Source organism: Enterobacter sp. SCRI0065 (assembly GCF_059766475.1).
Window position 1 is genome coordinate 70,191 of the sequence record NZ_JCBAJB010000011.1, and the last position, 18,702, is coordinate 88,892.

At 55.5% G+C, this 18,702-nt stretch carries 22 protein-coding genes; 11 read left to right on the forward strand and 11 right to left on the reverse strand.

The window, feature by feature from the left end; genetic code table 11:
* Window positions 1-10: 10 nt before the first annotated feature.
* Window positions 11-559 (reverse strand): helix-turn-helix domain-containing protein, encoded by a 549-nt coding sequence (locus AC6EMZ_RS20830; protein ID WP_498404734.1) that lies wholly within the window; start codon window positions 557-559, stop codon window positions 11-13.
* A 101-nt stretch (window positions 560-660) separates the two neighbouring features.
* Here AC6EMZ_RS20830 and AC6EMZ_RS20835 point away from each other — a divergent pair, with 101 nt between their 5' ends.
* The 3 genes from AC6EMZ_RS20835 to AC6EMZ_RS20845 are packed head-to-tail and all read left to right on the forward strand — an operon-like array spanning window position 661 to window position 1,799.
* On the forward strand, window positions 661-1,320 hold the full coding sequence (locus tag AC6EMZ_RS20835; protein ID WP_498404735.1) for an AzlC family ABC transporter permease: 660 nt from the start codon (window positions 661-663) through the stop codon (window positions 1,318-1,320).
* A complete protein-coding gene (locus AC6EMZ_RS20840) occupies window positions 1,320-1,643 on the forward strand; it encodes an AzlD domain-containing protein (protein ID WP_498404736.1) in 324 nt (107 codons plus the stop codon). Before AC6EMZ_RS20835 ends, AC6EMZ_RS20840 begins: the two co-directional genes overlap by 1 nt.
* Window positions 1,644-1,664: 21 nt before the next feature.
* Window positions 1,665-1,799 carry a transcription antiterminator BglG gene (locus AC6EMZ_RS20845; RefSeq protein ID WP_498404737.1) on the forward strand — a complete coding sequence of 45 codons (135 nt, stop codon included), beginning with the start codon at window positions 1,665-1,667 and terminating at the stop codon, window positions 1,797-1,799.
* A 53-nt stretch (window positions 1,800-1,852) separates the two neighbouring features.
* Here the strand turns inward: AC6EMZ_RS20845 and AC6EMZ_RS20850 are convergent, their stop codons facing one another.
* Entirely contained in the window at window positions 1,853-2,065 is a 213-nt protein-coding gene (locus tag AC6EMZ_RS20850; protein ID WP_498404739.1) for a YdgH/BhsA/McbA family protein, read from the reverse strand.
* A gap of 114 nt (window positions 2,066-2,179) precedes the next feature.
* Window positions 2,180-3,016, reverse strand: a complete 837-nt coding sequence (fdhD, locus tag AC6EMZ_RS20855) for a formate dehydrogenase accessory sulfurtransferase FdhD (RefSeq protein WP_498404740.1) — start codon at window positions 3,014-3,016, stop codon at window positions 2,180-2,182.
* Between the two features lie 382 nt (window positions 3,017-3,398).
* Between fdhD and fdnG the strand changes: the two genes are divergently transcribed.
* Genes fdnG through fdhE form a run of 4 tightly spaced genes read left to right on the forward strand, consistent with a single transcriptional unit; the run spans window position 3,399 to window position 8,943 of the window.
* A complete protein-coding gene (fdnG, locus tag AC6EMZ_RS20860; protein WP_498404741.1) occupies window positions 3,399-6,449 on the forward strand; it encodes a formate dehydrogenase-N subunit alpha in 3,051 nt (1,016 codons plus the stop codon).
* A gap of 12 nt (window positions 6,450-6,461) precedes the next feature.
* Window positions 6,462-7,385 carry a formate dehydrogenase subunit beta gene (gene fdxH, locus AC6EMZ_RS20865; protein ID WP_498404742.1) on the forward strand — a complete coding sequence of 308 codons (924 nt, stop codon included), beginning with the start codon at window positions 6,462-6,464 and terminating at the stop codon, window positions 7,383-7,385.
* A complete protein-coding gene (gene fdoI, locus AC6EMZ_RS20870; protein ID WP_498404743.1) occupies window positions 7,382-8,017 on the forward strand; it encodes a formate dehydrogenase cytochrome b556 subunit in 636 nt (211 codons plus the stop codon). The genes fdxH and fdoI overlap by 4 nt, the downstream gene beginning before the upstream one ends.
* Complete coding sequence (fdhE, locus tag AC6EMZ_RS20875; RefSeq protein WP_498404744.1) at window positions 8,014-8,943, forward strand: formate dehydrogenase accessory protein FdhE; 930 nt, start codon at window positions 8,014-8,016, stop codon at window positions 8,941-8,943. The genes fdoI and fdhE overlap by 4 nt, the downstream gene beginning before the upstream one ends.
* Before the next feature lie 38 nt (window positions 8,944-8,981).
* Here the strand turns inward: fdhE and AC6EMZ_RS20880 are convergent, their stop codons facing one another.
* Both AC6EMZ_RS20880 and AC6EMZ_RS20885 read right to left on the reverse strand, forming a co-directional pair.
* Entirely contained in the window at window positions 8,982-9,353 is a 372-nt protein-coding gene (locus tag AC6EMZ_RS20880; RefSeq protein WP_498404745.1) for a type II toxin-antitoxin system VapC family toxin, read from the reverse strand.
* A 2-nt stretch (window positions 9,354-9,355) separates the two neighbouring features.
* Window positions 9,356-9,598 (reverse strand): ribbon-helix-helix protein, CopG family, encoded by a 243-nt coding sequence (locus tag AC6EMZ_RS20885; protein ID WP_498404746.1) that lies wholly within the window; start codon window positions 9,596-9,598, stop codon window positions 9,356-9,358.
* 200 nt (window positions 9,599-9,798) lie between these two features.
* Here AC6EMZ_RS20885 and AC6EMZ_RS20890 point away from each other — a divergent pair, with 200 nt between their 5' ends.
* Window positions 9,799-10,713, forward strand: a complete 915-nt coding sequence (locus AC6EMZ_RS20890; protein ID WP_498404747.1) for an alpha/beta hydrolase — start codon at window positions 9,799-9,801, stop codon at window positions 10,711-10,713.
* A gap of 19 nt (window positions 10,714-10,732) precedes the next feature.
* Here AC6EMZ_RS20890 and fabY read toward each other — a convergent pair whose 3' ends face one another.
* From fabY to AC6EMZ_RS20920, 6 genes are all read right to left on the reverse strand, one after another.
* Window positions 10,733-11,674: a fatty acid biosynthesis protein FabY gene (fabY, locus tag AC6EMZ_RS20895; RefSeq protein WP_498404748.1), complete on the reverse strand. Its 942-nt coding sequence runs from the start codon at window positions 11,672-11,674 to the stop codon at window positions 10,733-10,735.
* 44 nt (window positions 11,675-11,718) lie between these two features.
* Window positions 11,719-12,156, reverse strand: coding sequence for a D-aminoacyl-tRNA deacylase (dtd, locus tag AC6EMZ_RS20900; RefSeq protein ID WP_498404750.1), 438 nt, complete (start codon window positions 12,154-12,156; stop codon window positions 11,719-11,721).
* Window positions 12,153-13,025 carry a virulence factor BrkB family protein gene (locus AC6EMZ_RS20905; protein WP_498404751.1) on the reverse strand — a complete coding sequence of 291 codons (873 nt, stop codon included), beginning with the start codon at window positions 13,023-13,025 and terminating at the stop codon, window positions 12,153-12,155. Before AC6EMZ_RS20905 ends, dtd begins: the two co-directional genes overlap by 4 nt.
* The gene (gene yihX / locus AC6EMZ_RS20910) at window positions 13,019-13,618 is read right to left on the reverse strand and encodes a glucose-1-phosphatase (RefSeq protein WP_498404752.1); all 600 of its coding nucleotides are present in this window, start codon (window positions 13,616-13,618) and stop codon (window positions 13,019-13,021) included. The genes AC6EMZ_RS20905 and yihX overlap by 7 nt, the downstream gene beginning before the upstream one ends.
* 132 nt (window positions 13,619-13,750) lie before the next feature.
* A complete protein-coding gene (locus tag AC6EMZ_RS20915; protein ID WP_498404753.1) occupies window positions 13,751-14,551 on the reverse strand; it encodes a DeoR/GlpR family DNA-binding transcription regulator in 801 nt (266 codons plus the stop codon).
* Window positions 14,552-14,585: 34 nt separating this feature from the next.
* The gene (locus tag AC6EMZ_RS20920; RefSeq protein ID WP_498404754.1) at window positions 14,586-15,482 is read right to left on the reverse strand and encodes a sugar kinase; all 897 of its coding nucleotides are present in this window, start codon (window positions 15,480-15,482) and stop codon (window positions 14,586-14,588) included.
* A 169-nt stretch (window positions 15,483-15,651) separates the two neighbouring features.
* Between AC6EMZ_RS20920 and yihU the strand changes: the two genes are divergently transcribed.
* The 3 genes from yihU to yihS are packed head-to-tail and all read left to right on the forward strand — an operon-like array spanning window position 15,652 to window position 18,694.
* Window positions 15,652-16,542, forward strand: a complete 891-nt coding sequence (gene yihU, locus AC6EMZ_RS20925) for a sulfolactaldehyde 3-reductase (protein WP_498404755.1) — start codon at window positions 15,652-15,654, stop codon at window positions 16,540-16,542.
* 20 nt (window positions 16,543-16,562) lie between these two features.
* On the forward strand, window positions 16,563-17,438 hold the full coding sequence (gene yihT, locus AC6EMZ_RS20930) for a sulfofructosephosphate aldolase (RefSeq protein ID WP_498404756.1): 876 nt from the start codon (window positions 16,563-16,565) through the stop codon (window positions 17,436-17,438).
* Window positions 17,439-17,452: 14 nt separating this feature from the next.
* Window positions 17,453-18,694, forward strand: a complete 1,242-nt coding sequence (gene yihS, locus AC6EMZ_RS20935) for a sulfoquinovose isomerase (protein ID WP_498404757.1) — start codon at window positions 17,453-17,455, stop codon at window positions 18,692-18,694.
* Window positions 18,695-18,702 lie beyond the last annotated feature (8 nt).

The following is an 18,702-nucleotide window of genomic DNA, read 5'->3' on the forward strand; positions in this document are numbered from 1 at the left end:
GTCCTGCTGTTTAGTTTTGTTCCGCCACCATCAGCGCGTACGTGTCTGGCTCAAGGGCTTTGAAAATGTGCGGCTGGTCTGCGGGATAGCAGATGTAATCCCCTTCGCCTAGCGCTTCCGGCGCATCGGTCAGGCCCACCAGCGCCCGGCCCTGGGTAATAATAATGTGCTCAACCGACCCCGGTGGATGTGGCTGAGAAATACGGTCCGCGCCCGGCTGGGCCATCAGCATATAGATATCGCGTCGCGCGCCCGGTGGGCACGTTGCCAGCAAAATGGCCTGATAATGGGCATGCTCGGCGGTCACTTTTGTCCCTTCGCCACGGCGAATCACCTGCGTCGTCGGCTGCTGCGGCTCAAGCAGGCGGGCGAACGGAATGCCCAGCGCCACGCACAACGACCACAGCGTTTCCAGGCTAGGATTACCGTTTCCGGACTCCAGTTGAGAGAGCGTTGATTTTGCTATTCCGGCACGGCGCGCGATTTCCGCCAGTGAAAGCCCGGTCCGCATACGTTCACGCACCAGACTTTTGGCGATCACGCTAATTGGCTGCGTCATAAAACGGCCTCTGTTCTATAAATCGAACGAATCGTTCATCTTGTAAAACGATATTGATGCGTTCATTATAATGGAAACTCGTTCGATATGGCTAAAATTGTATGAAGCATTATTTCTCGTGCCTGAAAGGCGACACGATAAAAGCGATTGTTCTGGTATGCCTGGCGGTAGGGGTTGTTGGCGTGTCTTACGGCTCGCTGGCGATGGCGTATGGCTTCCCTATCTGGGTGCCGTTTGTGCTCTCGATAACGGTGCTGGCGGGCGCGTCCGAATTTATGTTTATTGGCATCGTCGCCAGCGGCGGGAATCCGCTTGCCGCTGCCGCCGCAGGTTTACTGGTCAACGCACGACACGTTCCGTTTGGCGTAACGGTGCGTGAACTGGTCGGCAAGCGCGGATTGAGCTTTCTGGGCTGCCACATCATGAACGACGAGAGCGTGGTGTTTGGCCTGTCGCAAAAAACGCCTGAGCAGCGCAAAGCCGCCTACTGGCTGTGCGGGCTGGGCGTCGCCATCGTCTGGCCACTTGGCACCCTGCTGGGCGCGGGCGTCGGCAAGCTGTTACCCGCGCCGGAAACCATCGGCCTGGACGCGGTATTCCCCGCCATCTTGCTGGCGCTGGTCGTCCCGGCGTTTAAGAACCGCACCACGCTTATCCGCGCCTATAGCGGCGCAGCGCTGTCGCTGGCCGCCGTGCCGTTTGCCCCCGTCGGCCTGCCGGTACTGCTCTCCTTATTCGGCCTTGCCGCGAGGAAGAAATAATGGAAAACATGACCTTTTTTATCCTCGGTATCGCCATTTTATCGGCGGGAACATACCTGATGCGACTCGGCGGGGCAAAGCTGGGGAATCGACTGGCGCTGTCGGAGCGTTCTCAGGCGCTGCTTTCCGATGCCGCCACGGTGCTGCTATTTTCCGTGGCGCTGGCGACGACGTTCTACGAAGGCGAGCATTTTGCCGGCATGGCGCGCGTGCTGGGCGTGTCGTTTGCGGTGTTTTTGGCCTGGCGCAAGATGCCGCTTATCGTGGTGATCTTCGCGGCCGCTATCGTCACGGCGCTGCTGCGGCTGGCGGGTCTGCATTGATAAAATAGCAGGCATGTGCTGATGGCCTGCGCCAGCGCGGCAAATCGGCAGGAATTAAAGATTTTTAGCTTTCTGGCCAGCGTGTTGAGCCGCCATTCGCCGGAGACGATAGAGAAACTGAAGCACTACGGGGAGTTTATTGCGCTACTGCGGTAAGAAGGTAAGAACCTGTCCCTGCTCCGAAGAGCGAGGGACAGTGGCTACACGACTTATTTGTTCAGTTCAGCGGTCATGTGTACCTGGTTACCGGTAAATGCCTGAGTAATTTTGTAAGACGATGCGCCTGCTTCTTGTGCCTGAGCGGCGATTTTCGCTTCTGCGCCATCAAGGGTCGAGGCGGTTGCGGTCACAGACTGAGCAGCGAATGAACCGAAAGAAGTAGACAGAGCGATAACTGCGACAAAAGTTTTGATGTTTTTCATGGTATAAATCCTGTTGTTTAGTTGTTTAGATAAGGCGTTTTGCCTTGATGTGATAAATAATAGACCTCATCACCGACAACTAAAAGCGGAAGGATTTGCTAAAGTTATTCAAATTTACTGATTAATGATGATGCGCTGAGAATGCGTATAGACGGTCGCTCTGCCTGGCTTACAGAAGCCCACCAGCGTCAGGTTACAGCGCTGCGCCACCTCCACCGCCAGCGTGGTCGCCGCTGATACCGCGAAGAGGATTTCCACACCGCACATCGCGGCCTTTTGCACCATCTCATAGCTCGCCCGGCTGGATACCAGCGCCGCACCCTGATGCCATGCCTCGCTTTCTCCGGCGCGACGACCCAGCAGTTTATCCAGCGCGACGTGGCGGCCCACGTCCTCATGTCCACCCGCAATGTCACCGGATGGAAGCACCCAGGCAGCAGCGTGGGTACATCCGCTCAGTTGCCCAATAGGCTGGACGTCATTGAGATGCTCAAGAGCGTGGTCCAGATGGTTAAGATTGAACGTTTGGGTAAACGGCAACGGGATAATGGGCTTACCAATATCATTGAGTTGCTCTACGCCACAGACGCCGCAGCCCGTGCGCCCTGCCAGCGCTCGGCGGCGTTCTTTAAGCCCCATAAAGCGGCGGCTTGAAAGCTCGATTTGCACTTCCAGGCCATTACAGACCTGCACCACGTCCATGCTGTAAATATCCTGCGGCTGCTCAATAATTCCCTCGGAGAGCGAAAAGCCGATGGCGAACAGTTCGAGATCTTTAGGCGACGCCATCATCACTACGTGGGAAATACCGTTGTAAACCAGCGCAACGGGGACTTCCGCTGCCACGAAATCGGGCGTGGAGTGGGTAATATGAGGAGGTCTGTGTACCGACAGTTCCACAATGCCCGCAGGCAACGAAGACGAGCGGGTATCACAATTTTGTTTAGACACAACGGTATTCCTGAGCAACCACAGTGGTAAGCCCGCTATTGCATCATAAACCGCGGGCCTCGCGCATAGTATGGATCAACTTTTGGGCTCCCATACTCTTCAATTTTACCTACCTATTCCGGAGTGGCACAACCGAAGCACTGATACACCCCCGCAACATGAAGGCGGTAAAATGTGATTAATATCACACTTTATAATCATCATAGTGATAATACGTTCACTTTGTTTTAACCCCGTTGGAACAGGCTTACCGACATTGTGGTATTCTGAACATACCCCTCGCGGAATTGAGGGAATAGATCAAATTTCCATCTTTGCGGTGAATTCACGATCGTAAAGAAAAAACTTCTTAGCAATGTCGAACAGAAACAAGGAGTGACCCATGCAGGTCAGCAGAAGGCAGTTCTTTAAGATCTGCGCTGGCGGTATGGCAGGCACCACGGTAGCGGCACTGGGCTTTGCCCCAGGCGTAGCGCTGGCGGAAACACGGCAGTACAAACTGCTGCGCACCCGCGAAACCCGTAATACCTGTACGTACTGCTCTGTCGGTTGTGGGCTGTTGATGTATAGCCTCGGCGACGGTGCGAAAAACGCCAAAGCATCTATCTTCCATATCGAAGGTGACCCGGATCATCCGGTCAACCGTGGCGCATTGTGCCCGAAAGGCGCAGGTCTGGTGGACTTTATCCACTCTGAAAGCCGTCTGAAATTCCCTGAATACCGCGCGCCAGGCTCTGATAAATGGCAGCAGATTACCTGGGAACAGGCGTTTGACCGCATCGCTAAGCTCATGAAAGAAGACCGCGATGCCAACTTTATGCCGCAGAATGCTGACGGCGTGACGGTCAACCGCTGGCTCTCCACCGGCATGCTGTGCGCTTCGGCCTCCAGCAACGAAACCGGCTATTTAACCCAGAAATTTACGCGTGCACTCGGCATGCTCGCAGTCGACAACCAGGCGCGCGTCTGACACGGACCAACGGTAGCAAGTCTTGCTCCAACATTTGGTCGCGGTGCGATGACCAACCACTGGGTCGACATCAAGAACGCCAACCTTATCGTGGTGATGGGCGGTAACGCCGCTGAAGCGCACCCTGTCGGGTTCCGCTGGGCGATGGAAGCCAAAATCCACAACGGCGCAAAACTGATTGTTATCGATCCCCGCTTCACGCGTACCGCGTCGGTGGCGGATTTCTATACCCCAATTCGTTCCGGTACTGACATCACCTTCCTGTCGGGCGTATTGCTGTACCTGCTCACCAATGAAAAATACAACCGCGAATACGCCGAGGCCTACACCAACGCCAGCCTGATCGTGCGTGAAGATTATGGCTTTGAAGATGGCCTGTTCAGCGGTTACGACGCCGATAAACGCAAATACGATAAAACCAGCTGGAACTACGAGCTGGACGAAAAAGGCTTTGCGAAGCGCGATACCACGCTGACTCATCCGCGCTGCGTGTGGAATCTGCTGAAAGAGCACGTTTCCCGCTACACGCCGGACGTGGTCGAGAACATCTGCGGTACGCCAAAAGCCGACTTCCTGAAAGTGTGCGAATACATCGCCGAGACCAGCGTCAACGACAAAACGGCGTCGTTCCTGTATGCGCTCGGCTGGACACAGCACTCCGTCGGGGCGCAGAACATCCGTACCATGGCGATGATTCAGCTGCTGCTCGGCAATATGGGCATGGCAGGCGGCGGCGTGAATGCCCTGCGCGGTCACTCCAATATTCAGGGTCTGACCGATATTGGCCTGCTGTCACAAAGCCTGACCGGCTACATGACGCTGCCAAACGAAAAACAGACCGACCTCCAGACCTATCTGACCGCCAACACGCCAAAACCGCTGCTGGAAGGCCAGGTGAACTACTGGGGCAACTACCCGAAATTCTTTGTCTCAATGATGAAGGCCTTCTATGGCGATAAAGCAACGGCTGATAATAGCTGGGGCTTTGACTGGTTGCCGAAGTGGGACAAGGGTTATGACGTCCTGCAATACTTCGAGATGATGCACCAGGGCAAAGTGAACGGCTATCTGTGCCAGGGCTTTAACCCGGTCGCCTCGTTCCCGAACAAAAACAAAGTGGTGGAGTCGCTTTCCAAACTGAAGTTCCTGGTAACGATTGACCCGCTCAACACCGAAACCGCGACCTTCTGGCAGAACCACGGTGAATCGAACGATGTCGATCCGTCGAAGATTCAGACAGAAGTGTTCCGTCTGCCATCGACCTGCTTCGCCGAAGAGAACGGTTCTATCGTCAACTCGGGCCGCTGGTTGCAGTGGCACTGGAAAGGCGCGGACGCCCCGGGCATCGCCATGAACGACGGTGAGATTCTGGCCGGTATCTTCTTACGCATGCGTAAGATGTATGCAGCAGAAGGCGGCGCGAACCCGGAACCGGTTCTGAATATGACCTGGAACTATTCGACGCCGGAAAACCCTGCGCCAGAAGAAGTGGCAATGGAGAGCAACGGTAAAGCGCTGGCGGATGTTATCGATCCGGCCACCGGCACCGTACTGGCGAAGAAAGGCGAGCAGTTGAGCACCTTTGCGCATCTGCGCGACGACGGCTCGACCTCCAGCGGCTGCTGGATCTTCGCCGGAAGCTGGACGCCGAAAGGCAACCAGATGGCCAACCGCGATAACGCCGACCCGTCGGGCCTTGGCAATACGCTGGGCTGGGCCTGGGCGTGGCCACTCAACCGCCGCATTCTCTATAACCGTGCTTCCGCAGACCCGCAGGGTAAACCGTGGGATCCGAAGCGTCAGCTCCTGAAATGGGACGGCGCGAAATGGGGTGGCGTGGATATTCCGGACTACAGCACTGCCGCACCAGGCAGCGACGTGGGGCCGTTTATCATGCAGCCAGAAGGCATGGGCCGTTTGTTTGCTATTGATAAGATGGCGGAAGGTCCGTTCCCGGAACACTACGAACCGTTTGAGACGCCGCTCGGCACCAACCCGCTGCACCCGAACGTTATCTCAAACCCGGCAGCCCGTATCTTCAAGGGCGATTTCGAGGCGCTGGGCAAGAAAGATAAGTTCCCGTACGTGGGCACCACCTATCGTCTGACCGAGCACTTCCACTACTGGACCAAGCACGCGCTGCTTAACGCCATCGCGCAGCCGGAACAGTTTGTAGAGATCGGCGAGAAGCTGGCGAACAAGCTCGGCATTGCGCATGGCGATACCGTGAAGGTTTCCTCTAACCGTGGCTATATCAAGGCTAAGGCGGTGGTGACCAAACGTATTCGCACGTTGCAGGTACACGGGCAAGAGGTGGACACCATCGGCATCCCGATTCACTGGGGTTACGAAGGTGTGGCGAAGAAAGGCTTTATTGCCAACACCCTGACACCGTTCGTCGGCGATGCGAACACGCAGACGCCGGAGTTTAAGGCCTTCCTCGTGAACGTGGAAAAGGTGTAACGGAGACGACTTATGGCTTATCAATCGCAAGACATTATTCGTCGTTCCGCGACAAACAGTTTCACGCCCGCGCCTCAGGCGCGGGACCACCAGCAGGAAGTGGCGAAGCTTATCGACGTGACCACCTGTATCGGCTGTAAAGCCTGTCAGGTGGCGTGTTCAGAGTGGAACGACATCCGTGACGAAGTCGGTCATAACGTCGGGGTGTACGATAACCCCGCCGATCTGACCGCCAAGTCCTGGACGGTGATGCGTTTTTCGGAAGTGGAACAGAACGACAAACTGGAATGGCTGATTCGCAAAGACGGCTGTATGCACTGCGCCGATCCGGGCTGCCTGAAGGCGTGTCCGGCGGAAGGCGCAATCATTCAGTATGCCAACGGCATCGTCGATTTTCAGTCCGAACAGTGCATTGGCTGCGGCTATTGCATCGCGGGCTGTCCGTTCGACGTGCCGCGACTGAACCCGGAAGACAACCGCGTCTACAAATGTACGCTGTGCGTCGACCGCGTGAGCGTCGGCCAGGAACCGGCCTGCGTGAAAACCTGCCCGACCGGCGCTATCCACTTTGGCTCCAAAGAGGAGATGAAAACGCTGGCGGGCGAGCGCGTGTCTGAGCTGAAAACCCGTGGTTACGATAACGCTGGTCTGTACGATCCGGCGGGCGTTGGCGGTACACACGTGATGTACGTGCTGCACCACGCCGACAAGCCGAATCTGTATCACGGCCTGCCGGAGAACCCGGAAATCAGCGCAACGGTGAAATTCTGGAAAGGTATCTGGAAACCGCTGGCCGCTGTTGGCTTTGCCGCCACCTTCGCTGCCAGTATCTTCCACTACGTCGGCGTCGGTCCAAACCGGGCAGATGATGAAGAAGACAATCTTCATGAGGAAAAAGATACCCCTCGTGACGATCGTGAGGAGGAGCGCAAATGAGGAAACGTGACACCATCGTGCGCTACACGGCGCCGGAACGTATCAACCACTGGGTCACCGCCTTCTGCTTCATGCTGGCGGCGATAAGCGGGCTGGGGTTCTTCTTCCCGTCCTTCAACTGGCTGATGCAGATCATGGGCACACCGCAGCTGGCGCGTATTCTGCACCCGTTTGTCGGCGTGATTATGTTTGCCTCGTTCATCATCATGTTTTTCCGCTATTGGCACCATAATCTAATCAATCGGGATGATATCTTTTGGGCGAAGAATATTCGTAAGATCGTCGTCAACGAGGAAGTGGGTGACACCGGGCGTTATAACTTCGGCCAGAAGTGCGTATTCTGGGTGGCGATTATTTTCCTGGTCCTGTTGCTGATAAGCGGTGTGATCATCTGGCGTCCGTATTTCGCGCCTGCTTTCTCAATCCCGGTGATCCGATTTGCGCTGATGCTGCATTCATTTGCCGCAGTCGCGTTAATTGTGGTTATCATGGTGCATATTTACGCCGCCCTTTGGGTGAAAGGCACCATTACCGCGATGGTGGAAGGATGGGTTACCAGCTCGTGGGCGAAGAAACATCACCCACGCTGGTATCGTGAAGTCCGCCAGAAACAGGATAAGTCATCTGAATGAGTATTCGCATAATCCCGCAAGATGAGCTGGGTTCGAGCGAGAAACGCACGGCGGATTACATTCCGCCGTTGTTATTCCCCAGACTCAAGAACCTCTACAACCGTCGCGCAGAACGTCTGCGTGAGCTGGCAGAGAACAATCCGCTTGGCGATTTTTTGCGCTTCGCAGCGTTGATCGCCCATGCGCAGGAAGTGGTGTTGTATGACCACCCGCTGCAAATTGACCTGACCGCACGCATAAAAGAAGCGAACGATCAAGGCAAGCCGCCGCTGGATATCCATGTGCTGCCTCGCGACAAACACTGGCACACGCTGCTGCATTCTTTGATTGCCGAGCTGAAACCCGAGATGAGCGGACCCGCATTGTCGGTTATCGAGAATCTGGAAAAGGCCTCCGAGCTTGAGCTGGAAGAGATGGCGAGCGCGCTGTTTGCCGCTGACTTTGCGCTGGTCAGCAGCGATAAAGCCCCGTTTATCTGGGCCGCGCTGTCGCTCTACTGGGCACAAATGGCGAGCCTGATTCCAGGTAAAGCTCGCGCGGAATATGGCGAAGCCCGCCAGTTCTGCCCAGTCTGTGGCTCAATGCCGGTCACCAGCATGGTGCAAATCGGCACTACCCAAGGCCTGCGCTACCTGCACTGCAACCTGTGTGAAACCGAGTGGCACGTGGTGCGCATTAAATGCAGCAACTGCGAGCAGACTCGCGATCTGAACTACTGGTCGCTGGAAAACGAAAACGCTGCGGTGAAAGCAGAAAGCTGCGGTGATTGCGGGACGTACCTGAAGATTCTGTATCAGGAAAAAGACCCAAAAGTGGAAGCCGTCGCCGACGATCTCGCCACGCTGGTACTGGACGCGCACATGGAGCAAGAGGGCTTTGCCCGCAGCTCGATTAACCCGTTCCTGTTCCCGGGCGAGGGGGAGTAATTTTCTGCTTTAGTGCCGGGCGGCGTACGTTGCCCGGCCTACAGCTTATAGGGTGAAACCACTCCTGCAATCCCAGTAAAGTCTTTGGTATTTCTTGAAATTAACGCGCAATTTCTGCTCTGGGCAGTAGCCAAAATGATGGCATCGGGAAGTTTCATCCCGTGCTTCTCTCGGAGTGACACGCTTCTTTCAGCAATCTCTCGCGAAACATCAATAATTTCAAAAGCGCCCATCACTGCCGCACTTTTAGCTTCGTGGCCGTGCTTACGCGCACCCACCATGACTTCCATCCAGGTGATGAGACTGATCGCCCGATGAGGTGCAGCGCTTTCAATCGTATCCGCAGCCTCTACGCGATTATTAAAGAGGTCGATGAGAATATTAGTATCAAACACCGCCATGTGCTCCATGATTACCACTCCTCACGCAATTTACGTTCATACTCCAGCCCGTCCACTTTCTGATCTCCCCACAGGCCAAGAGCATCGCGGATCACCGAAACGTTCTGCTGGTCCAGATATAACTCAATGGCCTCCCGCAGCAATTCGGCACGCGGCTTGTTCCGCAGTTTTTTCAGATTATCCAGTCGCTGAATGACGTCATCAGACAAATCGATCAGTATTCTACCCATATCAAGGTCCGCCAAAAGACTCATATATCACCTTAGTATATCATCAATGGTTAATTTTCAAGCAATATACTCTCATTAAAATTAGGGTTAAAGCACGTTAGACCGACGGCCTTCGATTCTGCGAGCCGTTTTCCATTATCTGATCCCTACCTAAATCCTCTATTTTCATCTGTAAAAAATCGGGTTATAAGACTGTATATCCATACAGAAAAAAGGACGTATTCATGGCACTGGAAAAGGGGATTGATAAGCTGGTTCAGGATTTCATTGCAGCCGGGCGACCTTCGTCTCGAAACCAGAATATTGATGACCGACGCGCGGGATACGTTGCCAGCAGAGAACTTGCCGGAAAAACGGAGACACGTGTAGAGGTGGAAACACTCGATTTTGAAGGCATAACCTTCCGCGTGTTTTCTCCACTCAATGCATCAGAAATTCTACCAGCGGTAATCTACTACCACGGCGGCTGTTTTATCAGTGGGGGTTTTGATACCCATGATAATCAGCTCCGCCAACTGGCGTTTTACAGTAACTGTCGGGTGATTGCGGTTCAGTACAGGCTGGCCCCCGAACATACCTTCCCCGCTGCGCATAATGACGCGGAGAAAGGCGCTAATCTGGTCTGGAAGTACGCCGAATTATTTGGTGCAGATAAACATCGTCTCACACTTTGCGGAGACAGCGCTGGTGGTCATCTGGCACTGGTGACGTCATTGCGGCTTAAAGCTACAGGGACATGGCAACCCGCGCAGCTTATTCTTATTTATCCCATGCTTGATGCCACAGCATTCTATGAGAGTTATACCCGCAATGGCGTGGATTATGTCATCACTCGCGATACGCTGCTCAGCGGCTATGAAATGTATTTGGCAAACAGTGTACACAAACATCCAGAAGCCAGTCCGATATGGCGTGATGATTTTAGCGGGCTCCCACCTGTACACATTATTACTGCTGAATTTGATCCACTATGCGATGAGGGCGAGGCACTCTGTCAGCGCCTGACAGAGCAAAGTGTAGTGTGTACTGCTCAGCGGTGGCAGAGTGTGATCCACGGATTTTTTCAACTGGGCGGTATAAGCCAGTCGGCACGAGACGTCATGAAAGATATCGCATGGCGAGTTAGGATAGCCCGGTAATGCACCAGGCTGGCTGAAGCTATTCTTCCTCGTTCCCGCCCTCTTCATACGCGCCATACGGCTTCGCGGGAAGAACGAGATAAGTGCCTTCGAAAATGGCACCGGATTTGTCGTCGCCAAACAGCTCAACTTGCATCTGCACGCGCGCTTTACGTCCCCGCGCCAGGCGGTCGAGATCGCCCCCCAGAGAACCTAAGTCCGCAATGGCGCTGGGTTTTCCGCTGATGGGGCTGCTGTAGCGGATATGGGCATCGGCAAGAATAATGGTGCCGCCAAGATGACGTTCGCGCAGCATCAGCCAGATGAGCCCCCAACCAGTGAGTGTGGCGAGCGAGAACAGGCTGCCGGCAAACAGCGTGTGGTGCGGGTTCTGATTGCCGATCTCCGGCATGGTGGTGATAAATTTCTGTCCGGTGTACTGCTGGATGCGAACGCCCATTTTTTCGCTGAGCGGGATGTGCTGATACCACGCCTGCTGAAGCTGCCCGCACCAGTCGGCGCGATGCAGAATATCGTCGAGGGTGGCAATCGGTTTGATCATCAAAAAGTGACGAATCGGCGTGGTTTGCGGCGCGGTGATTTCGCCTTCGTTGACAAAACCCAGCTTGGAGAAGAACTCCACCGCGTCTTCACGGGCGCTACAGGTAACGCGCTTAACGCCTTCCTGACGGGCAACGGACTCCAGCGTCATTGCCATCAGCGTCCCTAATCCTTTGTCCTGAACGGAGGGATGGACCGCCATAAAACGGATCGAGGCTTCATCGTCGGCATTAATGTATAACCGCCCGACCGCGACCAGGTTCCCCTCTTCATCGACGACCATCTGATGATGTGCCATCGCGTCCCAGGCGTCGCGTTCTGACCCCTGCGGTTGATGCAATGGTTTGCGCAGCATTTCCCAGCGGAAATGGTAATAAACCTCTAACTCTTCTTCTGTCTGCGGTACGCGAAGGTGATACATAGCTGTACTCTCTCTTGTTACCCGCGGCCGCGCCGCCAGTTGGCTCATACCTGCAGCCAGAAGGTGACGGGGCCATCGTTCACCAGCGAGACCTGCATATCTGCAGCGAATCGTCCGGTTTGCGTATTTATTTCTTGCTGGCGGCAGCGCTCAACAAAATAGTCGTACAAGGCTTCTGCGCGATCGGGCGCGGCACCTTTCGAGAAGCCAGGACGCATGCCGCGCTCGGTATCTGCTGCCAGCGTAAATTGAGACACCACCAGCACGCTACCACCCGCCTGCTGGACGTTAAGATTCATTTTGCCTTCTGCATCGCTAAAGATGCGATAGCCGAGCACTTTCTCGCACAAGCGGTTGGCTTTTTGTTCGTCATCATCCTTTTCGACACCTAACAACACCAAAAGTCCTGGGCCAATTTCACCCGTCACCTCTTCCTCCACGGTGACGCTGGCACGGGTTACGCGCTGAATCAATGCAATCATGGTTGGTCTGCTTCTTCTTGTTCTGCGGCTTGTTTGAGTTTACGGTATTCCCCGAGAGTGACAGTTATTTCCGCCCCAAGCAAGACGATGCACCAGGTCCAGTAGACCCAGACGAACAGAATCGGCACCACGGCCAGCACGCCGTAAATGAGCTGATAAGAGGGGAACGTGGTGATGTACAACGCAAAGCCTTTCTTCCCCAATTCAAAGAACATGGCCGCAACCAGTGCGCCCGTCATGGCATCACGATTGGGCACCCGCGTGGTTGGCACGATGCTGTAAAGCAGCCAAAACGAGAGCCACGAGAGGATCAGCGGAAAGAGCCGCAGCACGTTGTCGATAACGGTATTTAGCTCGCTGGCCCAGCGTAGCGACAGCAGATACGAACTGATGGCGAGACTGGCACCGGCCAGCAGCGGACCGAGCGTGAGGATCATCCAGTAGACGGCAAAAGAGTAAACTTTTGGCCGCACCTTTTTACTGCGCCAGATGGTATTGAGCGCACTGTCGATGGCGTACATCAGCAGCAGCGCCGTCACGATCAATCCACACGCGCCGACCGCTGTCATCTTGCTGGAGTTCGCCACAAACTGTTCGATGTAGCGTTGAATCACATCGCCCGTAGCGGGCATAAAGTTGGCAAAAACGAAGTGTCGCAGCTGCATACTGACTTCCGAAAACATTGGGAATGCAGCGAACAGCGCAAAAATGACCGCCACCAGCGGCACCAGTGAGAGCAACGACACATAGGCGAGATTGCCCGCCAGCGTGGTCATGTTGTCCTCATCAATGCGCTGCCAGAGCAGTTTTATCCACGCCCGAAACGGGCGTGTGTGATGTGAGGCTTTTTGATGTACGTTTTTTAACATACCTGCTTCGCAAAATAGTCCGGTATTGTCTCTTTTCCGGTCACCATAATTGAGGTGATACCCAACTGGTTAGCGCCCTCTATATTATCGGCGTTATCATCGAAAAAGACCGCATCGGTGGCTGAGAAACCTTCTGCTTGCAGGACTGCCTGATAAATTCGCGCCTCGGGCTTACGCATCCCCATCTCCTGAGAAAGGTAAATTTTATCGGCCGCCGCGCGAATTTCCGGGTATTCATCCGGCCAGAAAGTGGTGTGAAGACGGTTAGTGTTAGACAGCACCACCACCCGATGCCCCTGCTCGCGCAGTTTGTGCATGATATCAATGACGTCCGGGCGGATCGCCACGAATACCGCCTGCCAGCCGTGGGCAAATTGTTCGTAGCTCAGCGGTAAATCCATCTCATGGCACATCGCTTCTGCGAAGGCTTCATCGCTGATTTCACCGCGCTCATGCTGATGGAACGCCTCGCCCATGGTGAAGTTTTGCTTAAGCGTCGCCAGCGGCACGCGGCTGAAATCGCTCCATGCGCCCAGCACCCGATTGAAGTCGATATCGACGATGACATTTCCTAAGTCAAAGATATAAAGCATGTTTATCTCCCTTTGCGCCATGAAGAAATAACTGTAGCGGGAAAGATACGCTTTGGCTATGCGCCAGATTCAGCTTAGAGAAAGTGAAAGAAAAACCCGGCGCATGACGCACCGGGGCATTTGACGGGGGAGTTAGCCTGCCTGCTGCTCGTCGCTGGAGGTGACTTCAACCAGTTCTACCTGGCTGGATTTAAGGATATTTTGCAATCCCGTCCCTGGCAGTTCATCGGTAAACAACGCCGTAACCTGCGCGACGTTGCCGATCTCAACGGCGGCGGATGCATGGTATTTCGTCCGATCGGCAGCCAGTAAAATATGCCGCGAATGCGCAATCATCGTTTTAACCACGCTGGCCTCGTTGATGTCGAATTCCATCATCGCCCCGTCGTTTTCAATCGCACCGACGCTGGTGACCAGATAATCCGCACGAAAGCCCGAAACAAACGCCGTGGCGGCAGGACCAATAATCCCGCCATTGTGCGGACGTAAGGTTCCACCCGGCACCATCACTTCAAAGCGCGTGTTTTTGTAGAGAATATGCGCCACCCGCAGGCTGTTGGTGATGATTCGCAGGTGATTATGGTTGAGCAGCGCCCGCGCAACATGCTCTACCGTGGTGCCAATGGTGATGAAAATCGTCGAACCATCCGGGATATAGTCGGCAATGGCCTCCGCAATCGCCCGCTTCTCTTCGGTCAGTGAGACTTCACGTTGCTCAAACGCCGTGTTGACCACGCTTGAGGCGCGGCCCGCCCCACCGTGATGGCGCGTAATCAATCCTTGTTCGCTGAGCTTGCGGATGTCACGGCGCACCGTTTGCGTGGAAACGTCCAGCAGTTGCGCCAGTTCATCAATGTTCATGTAGCCACGATCGGCGATCAACGTTAGCAGCTGGTCGTGCCGTGGATTACCGGTCATTTCGGTAAGGCTCATGGGCTGTCCTCTAAAAACCATCACGCCCCGCATTTTATACAAAAAGTGACAAGAAAGAGCGGGTTTGATCACAGTCAGGGATTCCCGCCCGTCCGCCAGGACGTGTGCATTTTAGCGCCGCGACGGCGCTGGCATAGCGTACCGCCTCTGGAACAGGCTCGTTTTGCGCCAGCCCCACTGCCAGCGCGCCATGGAAGACGTCGCCCGCACCCGTGGTATCCACCACGTCAATGCTAAAGCCGGGCTGATGAGAAAGCTGACCCTTATCAAGCCAATAGCAGCCCTCTTTCCCATGAGTGACATAGACATGTCCATTTGTGAGCGTTTGTGCTTTTTTCAGCGCACCTTCGGGCTCGGTGAGGCTCGTCAAACGCTGCAAACCGGGGGCAGAAAACGCGGCGTGATCGCTTAACGTGACCAGTTCGGCAATATCTTGCGGAGTGATATCCGCATCCAGCACCGTGGTGATGCCCTGCTGGCGCGCCAGGGTGAAGGCCTGCTTCGCGCCGTCATGCCAACGCACGTCTGCCAGCACCACGTCCCATTGGGAAAAGTCGAGCTCCTGAAGCCAGTCCGCGTTTGCGGGCAGATCCGGGCTGGGATAGTTGGCAATAATTCTTTCGCCGCTGGCATCCACCAGCACTGCCGATTGTGAGGTTCGAGCACCTTTAAAGACGCGCGTATGCCGGGTATTTACCCCCAGGGACTCCAGCTCCGCAAGCAACCTGTTGCCGGTATCGTCGTCGCCCACCCGACCAATAAAGTCCACTTCTGCGCCCAATTTCGCCGCTGCCACCGCCGCAGTTGCCGCCGGACCGCCACCCACTTCCGTGTAGTCATTTGCCACATATTTGCCCCCTTCTTTCGGTAAGTCACTGAGATACCAGATGCGATCCAGCACGGTAATGCCTACACAGGCGATTCGAGTCATGGTGATTCCTTTTACGTTTTCTGATGCTGACATTTTAATTTCATCAAATGTTTAAAAAGTGACCCGTGTCAATTTTTTGACTATAAATTACAAATACGATCAAAAACAGACACCACAAACGCTCACTAACAGACAAACAGTGACAACAACGCACCGGCGGGAGAGAAGCATGTCAGCAATCGCATTTATAGGTTTAGGGCAAATGGGCGCGCCGATGGCGAGCAATCTGCTTAAACATGGCCATCAGCTTAACGTTTTTGATGTGAATCCGCAGGCGGTGCAGGCGCTGGTCGAGAAAGGCGCGACGGCCTCAGCCACGCCTGCCGACGCGGTAATGGACGCAGAATTTGTGATAACCATGCTGCCGAACGGCGATTTAGTTCGCACCGTGCTGTTTGGTGAAAGCGGCGTCTGCGAAGGGCTGGCGCGCGAGGCGCTGGTGATTGATATGTCGACCATCCACCCGCTGCAAACCGACAAACTCATTGCCGAGATGAACGCTAAAGGGTTCAGCATGATGGATGCGCCCGTCGGCAGAACCTCCGATCACGCTATCGCCGGTACGCTGCTATTGCTGGTGGGCGGTACACCACAGCAGGTGGAACGCGCCACGCCGGTACTGATGGCGATGGGTAATGAGCTTATCGAAGCCGGTGGCCCCGGAATGGGGATCCGCGTCAAGCTCATCAACAACTACATGAGCATTGCCCTGAACGCCCTTTCCGCTGAGGCCGCCGTGCTGTGCGAGGCGCTGGGGCTGTCCTTTGACGTGGCGCTAAAAGTGATGAGCGGCACGCCTGCCGGTAAAGGCCATTTCACCACCTCGTGGCCGAACAAGGTGCTGAAAGGCGATCTTTCTCCGGCCTTCATGATCGACCTGGCGCACAAGGATCTGGGGATCGCACTGGACGTGGCAAACCAGTTGCACGTTCCGATGCCGCTCGGTGCGGCGTCTCGTGAAGTTTATAACCAGGCTCGCGCCGCCGGACGCGGACGCGAAGACTGGACCGCCATCCTCGAACAGGTTCGCGCATCCGCCGGGCTGAACCCTCAACATTGATCAATAAAAAGGACTCTCGAATGACCTCCTACACCCTGAAAGATATCACCCGACCTTCCGGCGGTTTTGCCATGCTCGCGGTCGATCAGCGCGAAGCGATGCGCATGATGTTTGCCGCGGCGGGCGCACCTGCTCCTGTGACCGATGGGCACTTGACCGATTTCAAAGTGAATGCGGCAAAAATTCTGTCGCCGTATGCCTCCGCTATTCTGGTCGATCAGCAGTTCTGTTATCGCCAGGTCGTCGAGCAACACGCGGTGGCTAAAAGCTGCGCCATGATCGTCGCGGCTGACGAGTTTATTCCGGGCAACGGTATTCCGGTAGACAGCGTGGTGATTGATAAAAGCATCGATCCGCAGGCGGTCAAACGTGACGGCGGTAAAGCGCTGAAGCTGCTGGTGCTGTGGCGTAGCGATGAAGACGCACAGCAGCGTCTGGAGATGGTGAGCGAGTTTAATCAGCTGTGCCACAACAACGGGCTACTGAGCATTATCGAGCCGGTAGTGCGTCCTCCACGCCGTGGTGCGGCCTTTAATCGTGAGCAGGCCATTATCGACGCGGCAAAAGAGCTGGGTAACAGCGGGGCCGACCTCTATAAAGTCGAGATGCCGCTGTATGGCAAAGGCACCCAGCAAGAACTGCTGACCGCCTCGCAAAAGCTCAATGAGCACATCAGCATGCCGTGGGTGATCCTCTCTTCTGGTGTGGACGAGAAGCTGTTCCCGCGCGCCGTGAGCGTGGCGATGCAGGCGGGGGCGTCCGGGTTCTTAGCGGGCCGCGCGGTGTGGTCATCGGTCGTTGGCCTGCCGGATACCGAACTGATGTTGCGCGATATTTCCGTGCCTAAGCTGCAACGTTTGGGTGAGATTGTCGACGATATGATGGCTCGCCGTTAAGAAAGGACAACGACATGAAATGGTTTAACACGCTGAGCCACAACCGCTGGCTCGAACAAGAGACCGACCGCATTCTGGATTTTGGCAAGAATGCAGCGGTGCCGACCGGTTTCGGCTGGCTGGGTAATAACGGCCAGGTGCGCAGCGATATGGGTACGCACCTGTGGATCACCGCGCGCATGCTGCACGTTTATGCCGTCGCGGCGAACATGGGGCGTCCTGGCGCTTACGCGCTGGTCGAGCATGGGATCCATACCCTGAACGATGCCCTACGCGATAAGCAGTACGGCGGCTGGTACGCCTGCGTGAATGACGAAGGTGTAGTCGATGCCTCCAAGCAGGGCTATCAGCACTTCTTTGTTTTACTCGGCGCGGCCAGCGCGGTGACAACTGGGCACCCCGAAGCCCGCCAGCTTTTGGACGACGCTATCGAGGTCATCGAAAAATACTTCTGGAGCGAACAGGAGCAGATGTGCCTGGAGTCCTGGGATGAAGCCTTTAGCAAAACCGAGGATTACCGTGGCGGCAACGCCAACATGCACGCCGTGGAAGCGTTCCTGATTGTGTACGACGTGACCCATGACCGCAAATGGCTCGACCGCGCCCTGCGCATTGCCTCGGTGATTATTCACGACGTGGCGCGCAAAGGCGAGTATCGCGTCAACGAGCATTTCGATACTCACTGGAACCCCATCCGCGATTACAACAAAGATAATCCCGCCCACCGCTTTCGCGCTTACGGCGGCACGCCGGGCCACTGGATTGAGTGGGGTCGCCTGATGCTGCATCTGCGCGCCGCGCTGGAGACCCGCTTTGAAACGCCGCCGGAGTGGCTACTGGAAGATGCCAAAGGGTTGTTCCACGCCACGATCCGCGACGCCTGGGCACCGGACGGGGCCGACGGCTTTGTCTATTCCGTTGGCTGGGACGGTAAGCCTATCGTTCGCGAGCGTGTGCGCTGGCCGATTGTCGAGGCGATGGGCACCGCCTATGCGCTGTATACCGTTACCGGTGAGGCCCAGTACGAAACCTGGTATCAGACGTGGTGGGAATACTGCATCAAGTACCTGATGGATTACGAAAACGGTTCCTGGTGGCAAGAGCTGGATACCAACAACGAAGTGACAACCAAAGTCTGGGACGGCAAGCAGGATATTTATCACCTGCTGCACTGCCTGGTGATCCCGCGTCTGCCGCTGGCACCGGGATTAGCACCTGCGGTCGCCGCCGGAATGCTGGATAGCCAGGCCAAATAATAAACCTT

Excerpts from the sequence above, each read along its gene's own strand:
- AC6EMZ_RS20830 (WP_498404734.1), bottom strand. The coding sequence starts at position 559 with ATGACGCAGCCAATTAGCGTGATCGCCAAAAGTCTGGTGCGTGAACGT.
- AC6EMZ_RS20835 (WP_498404735.1), top strand. The coding sequence starts at position 661 with ATGAAGCATTATTTCTCGTGCCTGAAAGGCGACACGATAAAAGCGATT.
- AC6EMZ_RS20840 (WP_498404736.1), top strand. The coding sequence starts at position 1,320 with ATGGAAAACATGACCTTTTTTATCCTCGGTATCGCCATTTTATCGGCG.
- AC6EMZ_RS20845 (WP_498404737.1), top strand. The coding sequence starts at position 1,665 with ATGGCCTGCGCCAGCGCGGCAAATCGGCAGGAATTAAAGATTTTTAGC.
- AC6EMZ_RS20850 (WP_498404739.1), bottom strand. The coding sequence starts at position 2,065 with ATGAAAAACATCAAAACTTTTGTCGCAGTTATCGCTCTGTCTACTTCT.
- fdxH (WP_498404742.1), top strand. The coding sequence starts at position 6,462 with ATGGCTTATCAATCGCAAGACATTATTCGTCGTTCCGCGACAAACAGT.
- fdoI (WP_498404743.1), top strand. The coding sequence starts at position 7,382 with ATGAGGAAACGTGACACCATCGTGCGCTACACGGCGCCGGAACGTATC.
- fdhE (WP_498404744.1), top strand. The coding sequence starts at position 8,014 with ATGAGTATTCGCATAATCCCGCAAGATGAGCTGGGTTCGAGCGAGAAA.
- AC6EMZ_RS20880 (WP_498404745.1), bottom strand. The coding sequence starts at position 9,353 with ATGGAGCACATGGCGGTGTTTGATACTAATATTCTCATCGACCTCTTT.
- AC6EMZ_RS20885 (WP_498404746.1), bottom strand. The coding sequence starts at position 9,598 with ATGAGTCTTTTGGCGGACCTTGATATGGGTAGAATACTGATCGATTTG.
- AC6EMZ_RS20890 (WP_498404747.1), top strand. The coding sequence starts at position 9,799 with ATGGCACTGGAAAAGGGGATTGATAAGCTGGTTCAGGATTTCATTGCA.
- fabY (WP_498404748.1), bottom strand. The coding sequence starts at position 11,674 with ATGTATCACCTTCGCGTACCGCAGACAGAAGAAGAGTTAGAGGTTTAT.
- dtd (WP_498404750.1), bottom strand. The coding sequence starts at position 12,156 with ATGATTGCATTGATTCAGCGCGTAACCCGTGCCAGCGTCACCGTGGAG.
- AC6EMZ_RS20905 (WP_498404751.1), bottom strand. The coding sequence starts at position 13,025 with ATGTTAAAAAACGTACATCAAAAAGCCTCACATCACACACGCCCGTTT.
- yihX (WP_498404752.1), bottom strand. The coding sequence starts at position 13,618 with ATGCTTTATATCTTTGACTTAGGAAATGTCATCGTCGATATCGACTTC.
- AC6EMZ_RS20915 (WP_498404753.1), bottom strand. The coding sequence starts at position 14,551 with ATGAGCCTTACCGAAATGACCGGTAATCCACGGCACGACCAGCTGCTA.
- AC6EMZ_RS20920 (WP_498404754.1), bottom strand. The coding sequence starts at position 15,482 with ATGACTCGAATCGCCTGTGTAGGCATTACCGTGCTGGATCGCATCTGG.
- yihU (WP_498404755.1), top strand. The coding sequence starts at position 15,652 with ATGTCAGCAATCGCATTTATAGGTTTAGGGCAAATGGGCGCGCCGATG.
- yihT (WP_498404756.1), top strand. The coding sequence starts at position 16,563 with ATGACCTCCTACACCCTGAAAGATATCACCCGACCTTCCGGCGGTTTT.
- yihS (WP_498404757.1), top strand. The coding sequence starts at position 17,453 with ATGAAATGGTTTAACACGCTGAGCCACAACCGCTGGCTCGAACAAGAG.